This window comes from Ancylomarina sp. YFZ004 (assembly GCF_054254355.1).
Genome location: NZ_JBTCHQ010000002.1, coordinates 531,853 through 552,129 on the forward strand (window position 1 = coordinate 531,853; position 20,277 = coordinate 552,129).

18 protein-coding genes are annotated in these 20,277 nt (G+C 32.1%); 9 read left to right on the forward strand and 9 right to left on the reverse strand.

The features are described from left to right. The first annotated feature begins 5 nt into the window (after positions 1-5). The 3 genes from ACXR6G_RS05465 (at position 6) to ACXR6G_RS05475 (ending at position 2,445) form a co-directional block, all read left to right on the forward strand. The gene (locus tag ACXR6G_RS05465) at positions 6-338 is read left to right on the forward strand and encodes a hypothetical protein (RefSeq protein ID WP_458360393.1); all 333 of its coding nucleotides are present in this window, start codon (positions 6-8) and stop codon (positions 336-338) included. A 340-nt stretch (positions 339-678) separates the two neighbouring features. Further along, complete coding sequence (locus ACXR6G_RS05470; protein WP_458360394.1) at positions 679-1,722, forward strand: sensor histidine kinase; 1,044 nt, start codon at positions 679-681, stop codon at positions 1,720-1,722. Between the two features lie 18 nt (positions 1,723-1,740). Further along, positions 1,741-2,445 carry a response regulator transcription factor gene (locus ACXR6G_RS05475; RefSeq protein WP_458360395.1) on the forward strand — a complete coding sequence of 235 codons (705 nt, stop codon included), beginning with the start codon at positions 1,741-1,743 and terminating at the stop codon, positions 2,443-2,445. An 82-nt stretch (positions 2,446-2,527) separates the two neighbouring features. Here the strand turns inward: ACXR6G_RS05475 and ACXR6G_RS05480 are convergent, their stop codons facing one another. Continuing rightward, complete coding sequence (locus ACXR6G_RS05480; protein ID WP_458360396.1) at positions 2,528-3,262, reverse strand: ComF family protein; 735 nt, start codon at positions 3,260-3,262, stop codon at positions 2,528-2,530. Positions 3,263-3,542: 280 nt separating this feature from the next. Between ACXR6G_RS05480 and ACXR6G_RS05485 the strand changes: the two genes are divergently transcribed. After that, on the forward strand, positions 3,543-4,361 hold the full coding sequence (locus tag ACXR6G_RS05485) for a TonB family protein (protein ID WP_458360397.1): 819 nt from the start codon (positions 3,543-3,545) through the stop codon (positions 4,359-4,361). A 195-nt stretch (positions 4,362-4,556) separates the two neighbouring features. After that, complete coding sequence (locus ACXR6G_RS05490) at positions 4,557-5,963, forward strand: glycoside hydrolase family 16 protein (protein WP_458360398.1); 1,407 nt, start codon at positions 4,557-4,559, stop codon at positions 5,961-5,963. A gap of 81 nt (positions 5,964-6,044) precedes the next feature. On the opposite strand, the gene ACXR6G_RS05495 is transcribed toward ACXR6G_RS05490, so the two are convergent. From ACXR6G_RS05495 to hemW, 6 genes are all read right to left on the reverse strand, one after another. Then, positions 6,045-9,470, reverse strand: coding sequence for an efflux RND transporter permease subunit (locus ACXR6G_RS05495; protein ID WP_458360399.1), 3,426 nt, complete (start codon positions 9,468-9,470; stop codon positions 6,045-6,047). Positions 9,471-9,522: 52 nt separating this feature from the next. Next, a complete protein-coding gene (locus tag ACXR6G_RS05500; protein ID WP_458360400.1) occupies positions 9,523-10,644 on the reverse strand; it encodes an efflux RND transporter periplasmic adaptor subunit in 1,122 nt (373 codons plus the stop codon). A gap of 97 nt (positions 10,645-10,741) precedes the next feature. Beyond that, on the reverse strand, positions 10,742-12,091 hold the full coding sequence (locus ACXR6G_RS05505) for a TolC family protein (protein ID WP_458360401.1): 1,350 nt from the start codon (positions 12,089-12,091) through the stop codon (positions 10,742-10,744). A gap of 48 nt (positions 12,092-12,139) precedes the next feature. Continuing rightward, positions 12,140-12,751, reverse strand: coding sequence for a TetR/AcrR family transcriptional regulator (locus ACXR6G_RS05510; protein WP_458360402.1), 612 nt, complete (start codon positions 12,749-12,751; stop codon positions 12,140-12,142). Between the two features lie 251 nt (positions 12,752-13,002). Beyond that, positions 13,003-13,416 (reverse strand): rhodanese-like domain-containing protein, encoded by a 414-nt coding sequence (locus ACXR6G_RS05515; protein WP_458360403.1) that lies wholly within the window; start codon positions 13,414-13,416, stop codon positions 13,003-13,005. A gap of 45 nt (positions 13,417-13,461) precedes the next feature. Then, entirely contained in the window at positions 13,462-14,664 is a 1,203-nt protein-coding gene (gene hemW, locus ACXR6G_RS05520) for a radical SAM family heme chaperone HemW (RefSeq protein WP_458360404.1), read from the reverse strand. Between the two features lie 120 nt (positions 14,665-14,784). Here hemW and ACXR6G_RS05525 point away from each other — a divergent pair, with 120 nt between their 5' ends. Together ACXR6G_RS05525 and ACXR6G_RS05530 are read left to right on the forward strand one after the other, a co-directional pair. Beyond that, positions 14,785-15,504, forward strand: a complete 720-nt coding sequence (locus tag ACXR6G_RS05525; RefSeq protein WP_458360405.1) for a head GIN domain-containing protein — start codon at positions 14,785-14,787, stop codon at positions 15,502-15,504. A gap of 119 nt (positions 15,505-15,623) precedes the next feature. Continuing rightward, the gene (locus ACXR6G_RS05530; protein ID WP_458360406.1) at positions 15,624-16,067 is read left to right on the forward strand and encodes a VanZ family protein; all 444 of its coding nucleotides are present in this window, start codon (positions 15,624-15,626) and stop codon (positions 16,065-16,067) included. Here ACXR6G_RS05530 and ACXR6G_RS05535 read toward each other — a convergent pair. Both ACXR6G_RS05535 and rpiB read right to left on the reverse strand, forming a co-directional pair. Next, entirely contained in the window at positions 16,062-16,505 is a 444-nt protein-coding gene (locus tag ACXR6G_RS05535) for an RrF2 family transcriptional regulator (protein WP_458360407.1), read from the reverse strand. The genes ACXR6G_RS05530 and ACXR6G_RS05535 overlap by 6 nt on opposite strands. Positions 16,506-16,723: 218 nt before the next feature. Further along, a complete protein-coding gene (rpiB, locus tag ACXR6G_RS05540; RefSeq protein ID WP_458360408.1) occupies positions 16,724-17,155 on the reverse strand; it encodes a ribose 5-phosphate isomerase B in 432 nt (143 codons plus the stop codon). A 289-nt stretch (positions 17,156-17,444) separates the two neighbouring features. On the opposite strand from rpiB, the gene dnaG reads away from it, so the two are divergent. Both dnaG and ACXR6G_RS05550 read left to right on the forward strand, forming a co-directional pair. Then, entirely contained in the window at positions 17,445-19,397 is a 1,953-nt protein-coding gene (gene dnaG, locus ACXR6G_RS05545) for a DNA primase (RefSeq protein ID WP_458360409.1), read from the forward strand. 58 nt (positions 19,398-19,455) lie between these two features. After that, positions 19,456-19,959: a pyridoxamine 5'-phosphate oxidase family protein gene (locus ACXR6G_RS05550; protein WP_458360410.1), complete on the forward strand. Its 504-nt coding sequence runs from the start codon at positions 19,456-19,458 to the stop codon at positions 19,957-19,959. Positions 19,960-20,277 lie beyond the last annotated feature (318 nt).

Genomic DNA, 20,277 nt, shown 5'->3' on the forward strand with positions numbered 1-20,277 from the left:
TTTTAATGACTAAAATACGTTCTATCCTTTACACATTGGCAACTATTTTAATTATTGTTGGTGCTCTTTTCATATTGCAAGATGACGCTTATGGTATCATTTTTCTAGGTTTAGGATTAGTTCTAAATATTTTTTATCGAGTTATAAATTTAGATTTAAAAAAACTAAAAAATGCCCAATGGTTAGAAATATTAAAGACTGGAAGTTTGATATTTATGGCTGTAGCTTGTTTGAGTTTCATTTTTGAATCAGAACAAAAATTCAATCTTTTAATTGTTTCAATTGTCCTTGATTTACTAGTTAATATAAAAGAGATTTCGTTTAAAAAGAGTGCTTAGTTAGAGAAACTAATTAAACTTATACAGAGCTAATATCTTACAATATTTTAAAGGAGTCTAATCAGTAAATCTGATTATGACTCTTTTTTTTTTATGATATTTCAACAAAAATATTATTGAAAATAATGTGAAAAAAGAATAACATAAATATTTGAAATAAGCATTAACTTAGATTGAGTTTGCCAGCCAGTAATTTTGGATATATTAATAATATAATCTTAACCATTACTTAATATTACAAATGCAATTGATTACTTATTAATTTGAATATTTGTGAAAGAAACAATTCTTAACATTATCTTTATTTTATATTGATAAAAATCTGATTTAAGACTCATTTATGCAAATTATATCTTCCAAAAAAGTCAATTTCTTAATGACACTTTCCAGTGCGATTATCGTTTTGACTGAATTTTTGCTTTACACCTATATAGAAGATAAGGCCTTTGTTCTTTTTACTAGTTTGATTCTACTTAGTAGTTTCATGTTTGTGATATCGCGTTATCTCGTTCGTCGATTTTTGTATTCGAAAATTAGAATGCTTTATAAAACTATTCATGATACCCAGTTCATTGATAGAGAGTTTGTTGATAAAGTCATGACGACCGATATTCTTGCTGAAGCTGAAAAAGAAGTTAGAGAGTGGAGTGAAGGACGTGGATCATTGGTGATGCAAATGAAACGTCAGGAAGAATACCGAAAAGAGTTTATTGGTAATGTATCTCATGAATTAAAAACACCAATTTTTAATATTCAAGGTTATGTATTAACACTACTCGATGGTGGTTTAGAAGATGAAAGTATTAATAGAGCTTATCTTGAACGAACTGAGAAAAGTATTAATAGAATGATCGGTATCGTTAAAGATTTAGAATCTATTTCAAAACTTGAATATGGTGAATTAAAATTAATAACTGAGAAGTTTAATATTATTGAATCGATAACTGAGGTTGTTGAAATGCAAGAAATGCGTGCACATAAGCATAAAATTAAAGTTGTATTTCCTCAATCAAATTCTATTCCTAAATATGTAGTAGCAGATAAAAAAGAAATTTTTCAAGCCATGGTTAACCTTCTTGTTAATTCAATAAAGTATGGGAAGCAAGGTGGAAAAACTCATATTGAAGTGATGGATATGGACGATAAATTATTGATTGAATTTAGAGATAATGGTATTGGTATAGAGAAGGATAACCTTCCAAGAATATTTGAGCGATTTTATCGAGTGGATAAGAGTAGATCAAGAAATATGGGTGGATCTGGTTTAGGTTTGGCAATTGTCAAGCATATAATAGATGCTCATGAGCAAAGTATAAATGTGAGTAGTACTTATGGTGAAGGCACCAGTTTTTCGTTCACATTAAATAAGGCAACAAATACTTAAGCATCTAAAATAATTGATATGGAAAATAATGATTATAAAATTTTACTTGTCGATGATGAATCAGACATTTTAGAATTCTTAAGCTATAATTTAAAGAAAGAAGGATTCTTGGTTGAAATAGCTAATAATGGGATAGAAGGTATTGAAGTTGCTAAAAAGTTTCAGCCCCATCTAATTATTCTAGATGTAATGATGCCTGAGATGGATGGTATTGAAACATGTGATAAGTTGAGAGAAATGCCTGAATTTTCTGATGTGCTTATTGCATTTCTTACAGCTAGGAGTGAGGATTATTCTCAAATTGCAGGATTTGATGCCGGAGCTGATGATTATATTAGTAAACCAATAAAACCAAAAGTTTTAATTTCTCGAGTTAAGGCTATGTTGAAACGTGCCAATAGAACAAAAGATAATGGAGATTCTAGAGAAAATTCATTAATTAGAGTTGGATCAATTGTAATTGACAAGGAACGATATTTAGTATTAAAAGGTGAAGAGGAACTTTCTTTACCTCGAAAAGAATTTGAATTGTTGTTATTATTATCATCTCGTCCGCAAAGAGTTTTTACTCGTGAGGAAATTTATAATGGTGTTTGGGGAGAAAATATCATAGTAGGAGATCGAACTATTGATGTTCATATTCGAAAATTAAGAGAAAAATTGGGTGATAATTTGATAAAAACGATAAAAGGAGTCGGTTATAAATTTGTAGATAACGAGTAGATTTCCCTTAAGAAATAGTTGAAAAGCCTAATTTATACAAAGACTAAAAATAAATTAGGCTTTTTCATGTGAAAAAATTAAATCAAGCTTGAGCCAGACACGCAATGCTAACTTTAATTTGATCCACTTCTAACAATCTTTGGGCGCATGCTTCGAGAGTTGCACCAGTTGTGACCACATCATCTACCAATAAAACATGTTTAGATTTTAATTGTTCCGTCGATTTTAAAGCAAACACATTTTTCACATTAAGCCATCTATCAATTTTATCTTTTTTAGTTTGCGATTCAGAGTGGATGTTTCTTACTAGTACATCAACAAGTAATTTAGAATCCATAACCTCAGCCATACCTTTAGCTATCATTTCAGATTGGTTGTAGGTTCTTGCTTTTTGCTTTTTGGGATGGAGTGGGACAGGTATGATGATATCAATATCTCTGTACTCACTTGAATTCATTAAGGTATTTCCAAAATGCCTACCTAGTTCAATACCAATTTCAGCTTGCCTATTGTATTTTAGTTTGTGTATGAGTTTTTGATATTTACTACCTTTATTAAAAGTGAAAAATGCGGTTGCATTATCAATTTTAACACGACCAATGAAAATTTCGGATATGGGATTTTCTTTCTGAAAATGGAAGTTTGTTTTAGGTAATTGGAACAGGCAAGATGTACAAATAACCCTTTCACCCTTAAATAAATAATTGCCACAAGCTGCACAGTTTAGTGGGAAAAATAGATTTAGAAAATCCCACCAAGTACTTCTCAAATAAAAGTTGAGCGCGTTCCAGTTTTTATAGCGTGTTTTAGGAGGCATATATATAATATTCAAACCTTTTATTGTATTTAAAGGCTTATTACCAGCTATAATTTAACAAGAATATACTTAATAAAAAAAAATAGATTTTTTATTAGTCCTTTGATAAACTTGTTATTAAGCTATGTTTCATTATCATATTAGCTAGTTTTAAAGAACTAATGTTTACTTTCTAGCCTCTTATAAAGAGATTTAATATCACTTTCATCAAAATTGTCTATTTCAACTAATCTTGATAGCTTTGTTTGATTATAAATCTTAATAAGAATCAATAGAATTGGTGACTAAGTCGGAATTACATAAAGAAAATGAACACAGCACCAATCTGAGTGCTTGGGCCGAGTTGAAGGATTACTTAAATCGTAATCGTTATGGATTAATGGGAACTTTGGCTTTTCATATGGTGTTACTTATTCTTTTGCTATTGTTTAAGCTCAATTCACCCATGCGTTTTGTTGAAACTGAAATTATTTTAGCTATTCCTGACGATATTGTTGAGCAAATAGAAGAGGAAAATAAACGAGTTGAGGAAGAAATTGTAGAGAAACAAAAAGAAAAAGTTTCGAACAGTGTGGATGAGCTATTAAAATCGATAGCCGTTAATCAGGATTTAAAAACGGAGAATAGGAAAGAACGAACCACTCAGGATCTTGATAAAATGATTGACGATATCAAGCAAGAGTTGGATGGTTATGAATCCAATGATTATGGTCTAAGTAAAAAAGAGTTGGAAGCTTTTAAACGAGATAGTGCTAATTTGGCTAAAGAGCGGAAAATGCAATTAAAAACTGACTCTTTGAAAAATATGGAATATTCTGGTCCAAGTAGTGTTTTCTATAGCTTGAAAGATCGTCATAAGTTAATTCTACCCATTCCAGTTTTTAAATGCGAAGAATCTGGTCGTGTTCGGGTCGAGATTACAGTAAATCGCCAGGGTAAGGTGATAAAAGCAAAGGTTCTTGAAAAAGAATCTGACACTAGAGATGAAAATTTATATGAGGCTGCTATGGATGCTGCTTATCGTTCTCGATTTAATGCCGATAATAAAAGCCCAATCAAGCAAATAGGTAGTATTACTTTTAACTTTGTTAAGCAATAAATTCTTTAATTTGATAGTTAAATATATCAAACCATTTCCATTATTACTCATTATCTACATATTAGGAATAAACTAAAATTGTATTTAAGTTAGTTTATTCTTTTTCCCCAAAAATAAACTCCTGACCATAAAAGGTAGAATTTAGTAGAAATGATTAAATTCGGAGTTCATACTTAACATCAAATAGCATAAAATATGGCTTTATTCCTTTCATATAAACTTCGAAAAGCAGCAAATACTTCATTACTTGAAGAAAGAAAAAATAAGCTTTTGAACAATCACGAAGAATTTATTGCTTTTGAACAATCAGAAGAACTTCAGGATTATATTGAACTTGAAAAAGAAGTAAATTCTGAAGATTTTAAGCAAAATAGAAAGCAAATCGAAGCTAAAACCTTTAAAGGAAGCGATCTTGAAAGGAAGGAAAAAGAACTAAAGCGAATTTTAAAATCGAAACGCTATAGAATTTATTCATCTGTTCAAGCAGGATCTGAGCTTTCATCTTTCGATAAAATGAAAGAATCTGAAGATCTTGTGAGATATTTGGAATTACAAGCTGATGTTAATTCTGGAAAATTGACCAAAAAAGAGGATAAAGAAACTTGGTTACTTTATAAGAATTTAAAAAAATCATCAGAAATTAAATCTTATTTTAAATTTAAACACTCAAGCAAGTATAAAATATATCTTGAGGTTTTGGCTTCAAATTTATTGCAAGAAATTGAAGATCTAAAAATTGAATTAGCTTCTGAAGAATTTGTATCAGAAAAGAATTTCTTGTTAGATAAAAAGCGATTCGAAAAATCTGAGGCTTTCAATAGATTAATTACTTATAAAGAATTAAATGAATCGGAATCTTTCAAAAAATATTTTCAATTCAAAAAAAAGAACGATTTTCATCTTGTTGAAGAATGGGAATTAACTTTTTCAGAAGATTTTGAAGGTACTGAGCTTGATAAGGAAAAGTGGATGACTCGTTATTATTGGGGTGATGTATTAATGAACGATGATTATGCTTTACCAAGCGATGCCCATATCTTTTCTGAAAAAAACATTAAAATATCAGATTCAGTAGCTAGACTTGAAACACGTAAAGAAAAAGCTCAAGGTAAAGTATGGGATGCAAAAATTGGTTTTGTACCTAGAGAATTTGATTATACTTCAGCCTTAATTAGCACTGGAAAATCTTTCAGACAAAAATATGGTTTGTTTGAGGCTAAAATTAAAGTAAGTGATATTAAAAATGTGATGCATGCATTCTGGATGCTTTCCGATACAAGCTTGCCACATATCGATATTGCAAGAACTAGTAGCTGTGGGAAATTATTTACAGGGCAGATTACAGGAAGTGAAGAGAAGCCTCTGGTTAATCAAGCAAAAATAAAAGGTCTTGATTGGACAAATGATTTTTTTATTTATTCTTTAGAGTGGGCTCCCAATAAATTGATTTGGAAAATTAACGATGTAGTTGTTTACACTCAAACTGAAAATATACCTCACGAGCCAATGTATCTTATTCTAAGTTCTGGCGTAACTAATCCTAACTCGGATATCAATTCAGTTATGGAAATTGATTGGGTTAAATGTTACCAGAAGTGTTAATATTATATTTACTAATCTATTAGAATATAAAATGCCCCAAACTCAATTGAGTTTGGGGCATTTCTTTTACTTTATTTGCTTTTATTTTTGTCTCTTTTCAGCAAATCTATAAAGTCTGTGTTCAACCTGAGTTGAAATTCTAAACATCACAGGTGCAATAATCAGTGTAAGGAAAGTGGAAACGGTTAAACCGAAAATAACGGTCCAGGACATTGGTCCCCAGAATGCTGTACTATCACTACCAAAAGAAAGATTTGGATCGAACTCGCTAAATAGTGTTAGGAAATTAAAGTTCATTCCAACTGCAAGAGGTAATAAACCTAATACTGTTGTAATAGCTGTAAGCAATACAGGACGTAAACGCGTTTTACCTGCCTTTGCAATACAATCAATTTCTTGTTGTGGAGTCAGGTGTCTTCTACCTTCTAAGTCAGTATTTGCTTTTTTCTCTTTTCTAAGTAAATCGATGTAATCGACCAGAACAATACCATTGTTTACCACAATACCTGCTAGCGATATAATACCAATACCTGTCATTAACACAACAAATGGCATTTGGAAAGTACCTAGTCCAAGGAAAACACCAATGGTACTAAATAGAACAGTAATCATGATGATTAACGGCTTAACAGCTGAGTTAAATTGAGTTACTAAGATTAATGTAATCAAAGCTAAAGCAATCATTAGAGCCTCTGCTAAGAAAGCTGATGTTTCATCTTGTTCTTCTTGTTCGCCTGTTAATTTAAATGAATAAGATTTAGGCATATTATAATCAGCCATTACCTCTCTAATACGCGTATTAATAATATTAGCATTAAAACCTTCAACAACATTTGAATAAATAGTTACAACACGTTTGTTTTCGATACGATTGATTCGTTCGTATGTTGATCCATACTTATATGATGCAACTGATGAAATAGGAATCTGAATAAATTTATTATTCACCGGACTCATCATAGAAATCTTTTGATTCATTAAAGCTGGAACATCATAACGATATTTATCGCTTAAGCGTAGCATAATGTCATATTCATCTTCACCATCCTTAAATTTAGAAACCTCTAAACCATAAAGTGAATTACGAAGTGCACTTGCAACTTGACTGGTAGATAAACCAAATCGACGAACCTTATCTCTATCGATATTGATCAACATTTCAGGTTTTCCTTGATCCAAATCTAATTTTAACTCCTCAATACCTGGAATTTTATCAGCATCAAGTATTTGTTTTATATCATTTGAAATCGTTAATAACTTCTCAAAATCATCACCAGAAACTTCTAAGTTAATTGGATGTCCTACTGGAGGCCCACTTTCATCTTTCTCTACAAATATTTTAGCCCCAACAAAGCCTTTAAGATTTTTCGAAACGAGTTTCATAATTTCAGAAGTACTATGTCCTTGTCTATCTTTAAATTCTACAAAAGAAATAGTTGTTAACGATTTGTTTGCAGCTCTACTAGATTCAAACATACCTCCTTTTCCTGATCCAACATTGGTTGCTACAGAGCGGATAATATCCTGATAGGGTTCAAGTGTTTTCTTGACAATTTTTTCTACCCTTTCTGAAACTTTATCAGTTTTATGAATATCGGTCCCCAAAGGTAATTCCATAGTCACATATACTGATTTTGGATTGTTATCTGGGAAAAAGACAACAATTGGGTCACTTCCAAAATAGAAAGAAATTGATCCAATCATCAATACGAATGTGGCAAAAAAGAAAATTAGTGGACGATAGCTTTTAAGAGCAAATCGTAAACTATTCTCGTATACATTTTCAAGTGTTACCAACATTTTTAATTGGAACCACCGTGCAAAAGGTCTTAATGCTAATAAATTAAATAGCATGATAAGTACTATAAAAGCTAAAATATTTGCAACGAAATAAGCTCCTGCAATATAGAAAGGTATTGAAATTGCGATAATAATAGAAGCAATTGTAATGACTCTCTTGTATTTCAATTTTGCTTTGATATTATCTATCTTAACAAAAGTTGCTGTAAAGACTGGATTCAGAATAAGAGCAACAAATAGTGATGATGTTAAAACAATAATCAGCGTAATAGGTAGATATTTCATAAACTCACCCATAATACCACCCCACATTAATAGAGGGAAAAAGGCTGCAACAGTTGTTGCTGTAGATGAAATAATAGGACCAGCAATCTCACTCACTCCTTTTTTTGTTGCTTCGAGAGGAGAGAGGCCTTCTTCGTGGAGTCGATAAACATTCTCGACGACGACAATGGCATTATCTACTAGCATACCCAAGGCAAGAATCAGAGAAAAAAGAACCATCTGATTAATTGTATATCCCATTTGATTTAGAATAATCATAGAAATAAACATTGACATAGGAATAGCTAAACCAGAGAATAAAGCATTTCTTAATCCCATAAATAGATATAGAATAAGAATAACCAAAATCATACCCATTATAATAGAATTCTCCAAATCGCTAATCATACCACGAACATCTTCTGAAGTATCGTTGGTTACAGTAACCGTTAAACCTTTTGGTAAAAATCCTGTATCCTTAAGCTCAGCTATAATTTTATAAATTTGATCGGTAGCTGCAAGAAGATTTTCTCCTGATTTTTTAGTTAATGAAAGAGATACAACCGGGTTGTTATTCAAACGAGAAATAGAAGAAAGTTCTTCATACCCATCTTCAACTTCAGCAACATCTTTAAGGTAAACAACCTTATTGTTTGTGACTTTTACAATGGTATTCTCAATCTGCTCCATTGAAGTATAATCGGCTGATGTACGAATACTTCTACGTGTATTATCGGTAATTAAAGTACCAGCACTCATGGTCACATTTTCGTCACCTATAGCTGTTTCTATATCTTTAAAAGCAATACCATTGGCTTCCATCTTATGCAAATCAGCGTTGATTTTAATTTCACGCTCATCTATACCTTTAATATCAGCTTCTGAAACTTCTGGTAATGATTCAAATTTATCCTGCAGTTCTTCTGCAAAATGTTTTAAATCATCTAAACCATAATCTCCAGATAGATTAACGTTCAAAATAGGGAAGTCGGCGAAATCGATATCCGCTACAATAGGATTGTTTGGCAAATCATCAGGTAGTTCACTTAATGCTTTATCAACTTTATCTTTTGTGTCTTGTAAAGCTTGTTTAACTTCTATATCTGTATTAAACTCAACTACAATCATACTCATATCTTCATAGGAAGCAGAAGATAATTTTTTGACATTTTTTAAAGATTTAAGTTCTTTCTCGATAGGTCTTGTTACCAAATTTTCAATATCGACAGGTGAATTACCTGGATAAGGAGTAGAAATAGAAATGCTTGGAATAACGACTTCGGGAAATAATTCCCTTGGCATTCCTATATATGAAAATAAGCCATACACACATAAAAGCGCAGTCAGAATAAAAATGGAATTTTTGTTCTTTAAAGCTGCGAACGTAGGTTTAAACTGCCTTTGTTCAGTTTCGGCAGATTTATTTTTAATATTATCGTTCATCTTATTATTATTGAAATCCGATTGAATCGGGATGAAATTCTAAATGTGCTTATTATTTAATGTTGATAAGTGTACCGTTTACAACTTGTGAAGCACCCTCAGTAATAATTAAATCACCCAACTTAAGTCCTGATTCAATCATTGATGAATTATTGTAAGTTTTAGAAACACCTACGTAAACCTTTGTTGCCAACATTTTGTTATCCTTCTTTTCAGCAATATATAGGTAGTTTCCTTTAAAATCCTTTTTGATAATGATAGAAGGAACAACTAAAGCCTCATTTTGAACAAAATCGCGAATTTTAATAATTGAGATAAGATTTGGTTTAATAACTTGACCAGGATTTCTCAAGTTCACACGAACTTTAAAGCTTCTATTTGCAGGATCGATTACATTCGATGTACGATAAATAGGTGCTTCTGCCTGATAATTAATAGCAGGAAAATCTAATTGAGCAATACCACCCGCTTTAATAGAAGTCAGGTAAGTTTCAGAAACATCACCTTCAACGTAAATGCGATTGATATTCACCAATTGTGCTAGTGGGGTAGAAGGACCAGCCATTTCGCCTTCTTTCTGGTGTATTTCATCGATAATGCCAGCAAATGGAGCACGAACAATAGCTAAATCCTTTTGAGCCTCTAAAGAATTTAATCTGCTTTTTTGAGCCACTAAATTCGATTTTGCAGTTAAGAACTCCACCTCAGAACCAATTTTCTGGTTCCATAAACGCTCTTGTCTGTCAAATAGAGTTTTGCTTAAAGCCAATTGAGCTTTTAATTCATCTATATCATTTTGAAGAGTAGTGAAATTAAGCTGAGCAATGATATCACCTCGTTTCACATACTGTCCTTCTTTTACATCAATAGAAATAATATTACCTGATGCTTCTGGTTGAATGGTAATGTTTTTATCAGCTTCTACATTTCCAGTAATTTGAATGAAATGTTCAAACTTTGAAACATTCAATTTTTCAATATTTACATTTAGAGCAATTTCTTTCTTAGATCCTTTCTTAACTTCAGATTCAAGTTTCGAAATCTTTTCTTTCAAATCCTTCAATTCAGTTTTGTATTCTTTTAGCTTTTCAGTTTTATCTGCATTTTCGTCTGCATTTTTGGCAGAACATGCAAACAATAAAGGAATAAGACCTGCTATAATAAATTTTTTCATCGTTTAGTATTTTAAAATCAGTTTTCAAAATTGAATATGGATGGATTCTGATTTTTTATAAGTGTAAATTGATTGTTAGATATTAAAGTTTGGAAACTTATAATTTTCCCAAAGCTTTATCGAATGCAACTTTTGTATTTAATAACTGAAGTGTTGAGCTAATATAAGCCGAATGAGAATCCAAATACTGTTGTTCATTATTAGAAAGCTCCGTACTTGTTGAAACACCTTCGTTAAACTTTATTAGGGTTCTGTCGTAAATTCGTTTAGCAATTTCCAAACCTTCCAGGTCGTTTTCGTAATTATCTTTAGCATTCACCAATGAGTTATACGAAATGCTCAAATCCTTTTTAAGACTTTGTTCTGTATTGTATTTAAGATCTTCAATTTTCTTATAGTTGATTTTCTCTTGTTTAATTTTAGAACGACGATTAAAACCAGTGAAAATTGGCATACTCATTTTTAAACCAATCATTGATGATTTAAACCATGGCACACTGCTTTTATAAACATTAGAGGCTTCAGTACTTGTATTTTTACCATAGCTGTAAAATGCTGAAAGATTAGGAAGATAACCCGATTGTTCATTTCTAATGATTAATTTTTGAGCTTTAAGCTGAGTGCTTACAATCCTATAGTCGATATGATTTTCAAGATCTAATTCAGTTGATTCTGTTTTAGAAATTAATAGTGGATTGATGAAAGCTTCTAAGTCATTTTTGAGTTCAATCTCATTTTCGATATCATACCCCATGGTAAATTTTAACATGATAAGCGCATTTGAAATAGTTCTTTTAGCATCTGATAATTGATTTTCAGAACGCTTAAGCATTAGCATCACCTGATCGACATCTAACTCTTCACGGAAACCATTTTCGTAATAAGCTTTAGTTTCAAAATGGGTTTTCTTAGTGATGGCTACATTCTCTTCAATTGTTTTGTAATTTTCTCTAGCCACTAATACATTATAATAAGCTTGAGCTACAAGATCCTTAACATCAATCTCAGATTTTATTTTGGTGTTTTGCGATAGCTGAACAAAAATTTTAGCAGCTCCAAGACCTACAATATAGGAGCCATCAAAAATTTTCTGATCAACATTAATTGTAGCAGAACTGGCATAGGTTTGTCCGAACTTCACAGGTGCATATTCACCAGCTACGCCTCCAAAAAATTCAGCAGGTAATAAACTTACTGCAATATCCAGATTTTTTGTGTAGTCAGCGCTAGCTTTAACTTGAGGTAAACCAGTCGAAATGGCTTCCCATACTTTTTTCTTAGCCACTTTTAAATCGTAATCGCTTCCCTTAACCATAAAGGAATTTTCTAAAGCATAGTTTTGGGCTTCCTGCAAACTAAATTTTGTGAGATTCTCAGTTTGGGCTTTCAGGCTCCAACTTGAAAATACCAACAAAACGATGCTCGCAATTTGTAGGATATTCTTCATTTGTTGTTTCATTATTCTGTGGTGATTTATTATTTTTTTAATGCTTATTTATTTTTCAGATATTTTCTTCAAATACTCAATACCTTTTACACTACAAATACCGTGTAAGTGGTATATCGTGAGTTCTCTATTTAATTCTTCACTCATTAATTCTTCTTTACTAAAAACATCATATTCCTCGTTCCACATGTTTAAATAGAAGCGAACCAATAAACTGGAAATAATATTAACATTCAGTTCCTGACGATATAAACCTTCCTTAATTCCTTGTTTAATATTGAGTTTCAATTCTTCATCAAAGAGTCTCATTTTACCATTTTTGAATTTATTCCACAGTTCAGGATGGTATTTTTTTAAATCAAATTCAAGGGAGTGGTGAGGCTTTTTTATCATTTCTGAAATAAACTGATAAAATTCCCAATACCGTTCAACGGCATTAAGACCTTCAAATTTTGGGGATACAAACGAAAATTTTGGATGGGCTAATTCCCAGTTTAATGCTTGATCTATAAGATCTTGTTTATTTGAATAGTATTGATATAATGTCTTCTTAGAAATAGCAAGTTTCTTTGCAATGTCATCCATTGAAATGCTGCGAGTCCCGCAGTCAAAAAACATTTCGCAGGCATATTCTAATATCTTTTGTTTTAGGTTTTCCATTTTGCAAATATAGCTTATAAAATAAACTCAGGAAACTATATATGTGTTAAAAGTTTCCTGCATTTCATTAAACGATTTAATTCAATAAGTATATAGTTATACTATACCTTTTAGAATAAGTTTATTAGAACATGATAAATGTAGAAACTTTTTTGTGCGTCTAAGTTTCCTTTTAGGTAAAAGGAGCTTTATAATCGGTAAACAGCCTGGTTAATTCGATGTCTTTTTATCGATGGCTTAATCGGGAGTAATTAATAATTTGAGGTGTTATTTATGGTGGAGTTGTTTATGCCAAATATCTTTTCATTCCATTCAGAAATACCACCTTTTAGGCTATATACCTGATGTGGGTATTTTTCTTTTATTAGCCATCCTGCTCTTTGACTTCGTTTTCCGTATTTGCAATAAATCAAAATAGGATGAGTAATTGGTGTTGTGTCCAGAATTGAAAAAAGTTTTTCAGATGTTTCTGCAAATATAGCACCTGGTATATGATTGTCTAGCTGATCATTTGTGGTACTGACATCGATTAATACATGATTGTTATCTTCTAAAATTAGAGATTGAAATTTTTTAGCACTAACCTTTTTAAATTCAATTTTCTGAGCCTGACTAGTCAGGTTTACTAATAGAATAAGGGCGCTTATAAATAATAGATGCTTCATGATAAACACGAATAATAATTGGTTCTGTATTATATTGGAATTTGATTATTCTTCGATAAAGAAGAAATCCGACATCACATCATTTGAAATAAAAACACCCTTGTCTGTGAGGATAATATGTCCATTTTCTATTCTCACATCATCACTTTTAATAAATTTATCAGCTTTTTCTAGACAAGATTTATAGTATTGCTCACCAAATTCAGTCTTCACCACATCTAAATCTAATCCCCACAAGGTTCTAAGCGATGTTAATACATAGTCATTAAATCTATCGTTGAAACTGAGTTCTTCATATTCTGAATACTCACCTCCTTTTTCAATAGCATTCATATATTTCAAATTGTCAGATATATTCCATTCTCGTTTGTTGAGATTATAGGAATGTGCTGAAGGGCCTAAGCCTAAATACATTTTTTGTTTCCAATAGCTACTATTGTGTCGTGACTCTAAACCCGATTTACTGAAGTTGGAGATTTCGTAATGTGTAAAGCCGTGTTTTTTTGCTTCAGAAATAAGATGTTTATATTGAGCTATACTGACATCTTCCTCCACTTCCTTAAGAATACCTTTTTTCAGTTTATGTGAAAAAACCGTATTAGGATCATACATCAAATGATATGAGGAGATATGTTGAATATTTAATTCGAATACTTTTTTAAGATTCTGCTCCCATTTTTCAAAAGTCAAGCCTGGCACACCATAGATCTGATCAACAGAAATATTATCGAAGCCGTAATCTTGTGCTCTTTTAATGGCATCATAAGCTTGTTGCCCAGAGTGACGTCGATTCATCAAAATTAAATCTTCATCGTGAAAAGATTGAATGCCTACAGATAGTCGGTTTACTGATGTTTCTCTTAAATCTTTTAAATAGTCATGATTTAAATCGTCAGGATTGGCTTCTAAAGTAATTTCAGCATTCTCATTTATAGTAAAATGTTGAGCGACTTCATGAATCAAAGATTGAATTTCTTCAGGCGAATAAACGGATGGTGTTCCTCCACCAAAGTAAATACTATCAATATTTTTTCCCTGCAGGTAATCTTTTCTGTCGTTTAATTCCTTTTTCAAGCAATTAAGCATCCTGCCTTTAGCTTGCAAACTAATACTTTTATGAAATGCACAGTAATGACAAAGCTGTTTGCAAAAGGGAATATGAAAATAGATACCTGACATATAGGCTTGTTTAAAGTTTAATATGAGATGCTTAATTTCAAAAACGATTGAACATTTATTATATTGCATCAACTCGTATTTGAAATGGTGATGCAACATTAGTTAAAAAATGTCGTCTTTCAGATAGTTGATACCAACCAAATAAAGATTTTTTGTTTCAGCCCGATTGCTCGGGAAAAAATATTTAGCATGAATAAGTTAAGAAATATCATGACAGGTCTTGTTGCTTCTCTATTGATTTTTGCAATTAGCACGCCCGTTTTTGCTGATGGCGTTAAAGGAAATGGAAAGCTTAAGACTGAAGTTCGAGAGGTAAGCGATTTTTCGGGTATTAAAGTCAGTGGTGCTTATACTATATACCTAAGTCAGGACGATAATTGTAGCCTTAAGGTTGTAACTGATGAAAATATTCAGGCACTTATTAAAACTGAGGTTAGAAATAATGTTCTATACATTAAGAATGAAGAGAGTATTCGTGATACAAAAAAAATGGAGCTTTATATTGGCTTCAAGTATTTACGTTTCATCAAAGCAAATGGTGCGATTTCATTGAAAAACGAAAATGTTTTGAAATTTGATGAGCTTAAAATTGAAATTAATGGTGCTTCTTCAGCTAAGCTTGAATTATCAGCTAATAAACTGTCAATAGACAATAGCGGAGCTTCATCAATTTCTTTAAAGGGAAATGTTAAAGAATTAAATATTGATATCTCTGGTGCAGGTAGTGTTAATGCAGTTGATTTAAGAGCTCATGAAGCTCGTATCGATATTAGTGGTGTTGGAACGGGTAAAGTTTTTGTAGAAGATAAATTAAGAGTTAATATTTCGGGTATTGGATCAGTTAAGTATAAAGGAAATCCGACTGTTACCAGTGATATTTCTTTCTTAGGTGTTCTTAGAAAAATATAAAGGAATAATTATTCAAGGATTTTCCCCTATGTTTAAAAAAGTTAAACATGGGGGATTTTTATGTGAATCCTATTGAGCTTTGGAAATTCTTCAGCAACTTTATGCCTAACTTATAAATAATGTATCTTTATATCATGGGCATCAATCTGTTTTTACGAAATATTATCTGGGCAATCATCATTTTTGTTTTATGCTCGGTTCCTGGAGATAGCCTTCCCCATACTTCTGTGATAGAAATTCCTCATTTTGATAAAATGGTTCATTTTGGGCTATTCTTTATTATGGGGATATTTTTGATTGCCGAATTAAGATACCAAACAAAATTAAGTAGAATAAGTATTGCTCTAATCACTTTTCTAGTGATTGCTATTTATGGTGGTGCAATTGAGATATTACAAGAGCATTACTTCGTTAATAGGAGTGGCGATTTTTGGGATCTTTGTGCTGATGTAGCTGGAGGGGTAACTTCAGTTTTCATGTTCACCTTTCTAAAAAAACAAAAGGACTTACTTTTGAATCGTAAGCCCTTTTGCAATTATATTTTTCTCAAGAAAATCTTATAAACTGATAAACTCGTCAGTTGCTTCAATTTCTGTTATCAATTTACCAACCGTTCTGTCGTTGAACAAATCATATAGCTGTTGGCGAATACCTCCAAACTGACCGTGTACAGGACAAGGGTCTTGGTTATTTGTATCTGTTTTACAAGGACGCATCCCAATCAAACAATTCTCAAACATATCAAGTCCATCAACAATCTCAACGATATTCATCAAGCTTATTTCCATAGGATCCTTACCTAAACCAAATCCTCCATGAGGTCCTTTGGTCGAACTAAGCAGTTTCTGACGAGCTAAGCTTTGAAGAATTTTCCCTAAAAATGGTGTTGGAATTTCTAGATCTTCTGAAATCTTTTTAATTCCAATTTTCTTACCATCTTGAGCATTTAAAGCTAAATAGATAACCGATCGGATTGCGTACTTACAGGTATTTGATAACATTCTTATTCTGTTCTAGTAATTATAATGCTTAGCCAGATAGACCTTAGTATGGCATATAGGCTAGTTGATATTGTTTTATTCTAAGTCAACTTATTTCTTATCAAAAGAAAAAATTGAATTAGGCAAATATAGGAAAATTAAAAGATTAATAACGCATCTCTAACTCTGTAATTCTCAATTTATCATGATTCTTAAATCATGATATCATGAGGGCAATCTTATTTTACAGGAATCTTATCAATTCGAGTTTGATGACGACCACCTTCAAAATCAGTTGAGATAAAAGTTTTAGCGATAGCCTGAGCTTCTTCGTAAGAAATAAAGCGAGCTGGCATACCACAAATATTTGCATTATTGTGCTGACGTGCTAATTCTGCAATTTCAGCAGTCCAACAAAGTGCCGCGCGAATACCTTGATACTTATTAGCAGTCATAGTAATACCATTTCCACTACCACAAATTGTAAATCCGAAGTTGAATTCCTTATTTTCTACAGCTTTAGCCAAAGGGTGAGCTGTATCTGGATAGTCCATACTATCTTCCGAATGACAACCGTAATCTTTTACTTCATGGCCCATTTGGGTGAAAAATTCGATTAATTGGTTTTTATACTGAAATCCAGCGTGGTCACAAGCAATTGCAATTTTCATACTTTTTCTTTTGTATTTATACGCTAATAAAACAAAATGAGAATTCTCCTAGGCTTTATTAGTGAACAAGATAGGTTTGTTATATAATGATTGTTATTTAGTTCGCAAAAGTAGTAAAATATGTATCAAGGTAGATGTGTTTTATAAGCATTTATCTTCTGAAAATTTATATGGGTGGAATTGTGTCTTTTCAGAAACATTTGATAATGAATTAGGATCTCCGATCTCTTGTTGAAATCTTTTCTTGAAATAGAGAAATCATTTAAGTCATCTTTCCTACTTTTGTTTCATGATTGATCAATCAACAGTACAAAGGATTTTTGATACATCTCAAATTGACGAAGTGGTTTCTGATTTTGTAACCCTTCGCAAACGAGGTGTCAATTTTTTGGGACTTTGTCCCTTCCATAACGAAAAAACGCCATCATTTACAGTTTCTCCAGCTAAAGGTATTTACAAATGCTTTGGTTGTGGTAAGGGAGGTAATTCTGTCAATTTTGTGATGGAACATGAGCATCTTGATTATGTGGGAGCTCTAAAATATCTGGGCAAAAAATATCATATCGATATTGTTGACGAAGAATTGTCACCAGAACAGGAGCAGAGAAAAAACGATAGAGAGAGTATGATGATTGTTAACTCTTTTGCACAAAAATACTTTTCGGAGACACTTTTACAGAGTGAACAAGGTATTGCAGTTGGGATGAGTTATATGAAACAGCGAGGATTTCGTGAGGATATCATCAATAAATTTCAAGTCGGATTCTGCCTTGACAGTTGGAATGCTTTTTCGGAGCAAGCAACACGATCTGGCTATAAAAAGGAATTTCTTGTTAAAACCGGTTTAAGTATCGATAAAGAAAAAGGAATGATCGACCGTTTTAAGGGTAGAGTCATTTTTCCTATACATGGTATTGCTGGTAGAACAGTTGGTTTTGGTGGCCGAGTTTTAAAGAAAGACCCTAAAGCTGCAAAATATCTTAATTCTCCAGAATCAGAAGTTTATCACAAGAGTCGTATTCTTTATGGTATCTATCAGGCTAAAAAGAGTATTGTCCAAAACGATAAATGTTATTTAGTTGAAGGTTATACCGATGTTTTATCATTTCATCAGGCAGGAATAGAAAATGTAGTCGCTTCTTCAGGAACGGCTTTAACGGCTGATCAAATTCGATTGGTAAAGCGTTTTTCTAATAATATGACCATTATATATGATGGAGATCCTGCTGGTATCAAAGCTTCTCTTCGAGGAATAGACTTGGTTTTGGAGCAAGAGCTTAATGTCAAGGTTCTGTTATTGCCTGAAGGGGAAGATCCAGATTCATTTTCGAGAACAATGGGTTCTACAGAATTGACACAATATATAGAGAAGAACGAAACTGACTTCATTGTTTTTAAAACCAACTTGCTTTTAGCAGATGCTAAAAACGATCCAGTTAAGCGTGCTAACCTGATTAACGATATCGTTCGTTCAATTGCTATTATCCCAGACAATATTGTTCGATCAGTGTATATAAAGGAATGTTCCAGTATACTAAATGTTGCCGAACAGGCTCTCTATGCTGAAATTGATAAGATAAAAGGACGCTTACAAGAAGAAGCCTGGAAAAATGAAGAACGTTCAAATATTGAACTCCAATCACGGGAAGATTCAATTGTAAACCAATCTATTATTCGTGCTGATAATGATTGTGATTTGGAAGAAAGAGCCCTAATTCGCTTATTACTTAATTTTGGGAAAGAGGAACTGTTCAATCACAAGAATGAACAAGGCGAGGAAGAGATGATTCTTGTAGGTAACTATATCGTCGATGAACTTGAACGTGATGAGTTAACCTCTGTAAATGGAGCTTATCAACTGGTTTTTGATGAGTACATGAAGAATAAGCTTGATCCGAATTTCGATTCTAAAACCTTTTTTAGAGATCATACCGATTCTAAAATCGTTCAGCTTGCTGCCGATATTATGAGTGAACCCCACCAATTGAGTGGGATGTGGACTCGTAAGGATAGTTTTATGGAATCAGAGGAGATGAAGTTGAAGGAGCTTGTTCCCAAAATTGTAAATGAATACAAAGGCAAAAAGGTGAAACTTCTGATTGAAGAAGTGGGAAAAGAAATGCAAAAAGTTCAGGAAGCTGGCGATTCTGATCGATTAATGGAGTTGATGAAACAAAAAATGGTGCTTGATCAAATTAAGAATGCCATATCTAAAGAATTAGGAAATAGAACCGTATTTTAAATGACGATATATAGGTCGGTATTATAATGTGTAGACCTCAATATAAAAGAACAAACTTATGAAGACTGTATTTATTGAAGATAAGGAGCAGATTGATGAAATCATCAATTCTTGCGATCTCTGTTATTTAGGCGTTATCGATACTGAGGGAAGACCCTACGTTGTTCCTATGAACTTTGGTTATCTGAATGGGTATATCTATTTGCACGGTGCTAACTTCGGAAAATTGATTGATTCTTTAAAAAAGAACCCCGATGCTTGTCTTACTTTTTGTACTGATACAGTTTTAGCCTACCAAAATGTAGATGTTGCCTGTAGTTATAGAGTAAAAGGTAAAAGTATTGTAGCTCGAGGAATTATTGAGTTTGTTTTAGATTTCGACACTAAAGTAGATTCTCTTAATGCTTTGATGGCGCAATTCACTGATAGAAAGTTTACTTATAACTCCCCAGCCGTTAAAAATGTTGAGGTTTATAGAATGAAGATGGATGATCTTACGGCTAAAGAATTTGGTAAGTTAAATGAACAAACTTTCCCTTGGATGAAAAAGCATGGTAGATAACAATATAGATTATTTGCCTCTGTGTTTATTATCAGATGTTTAGGTTGTTTGTATGTGTTTTTGATTTGAAATAGGATAGGAGCATACTAATATATGATATAAGAGAATTGATTTTTCTCTATTAAAAAAGGATAAGTGAAAGCTTATCCTTTCTTTTTGGATTCTCATTTGATTTTGATCGTCTGAATAGACCGTATTTAGTGGAATAAATTAGCTGCAATATCTTTTTTTGAGATAATATTTACTGGTTGTCAGACTCTTAAGATTAAACTCAAATAAACTTTAGAAAAGCGTTAGGATTGCTGGAATAAAAAAGTT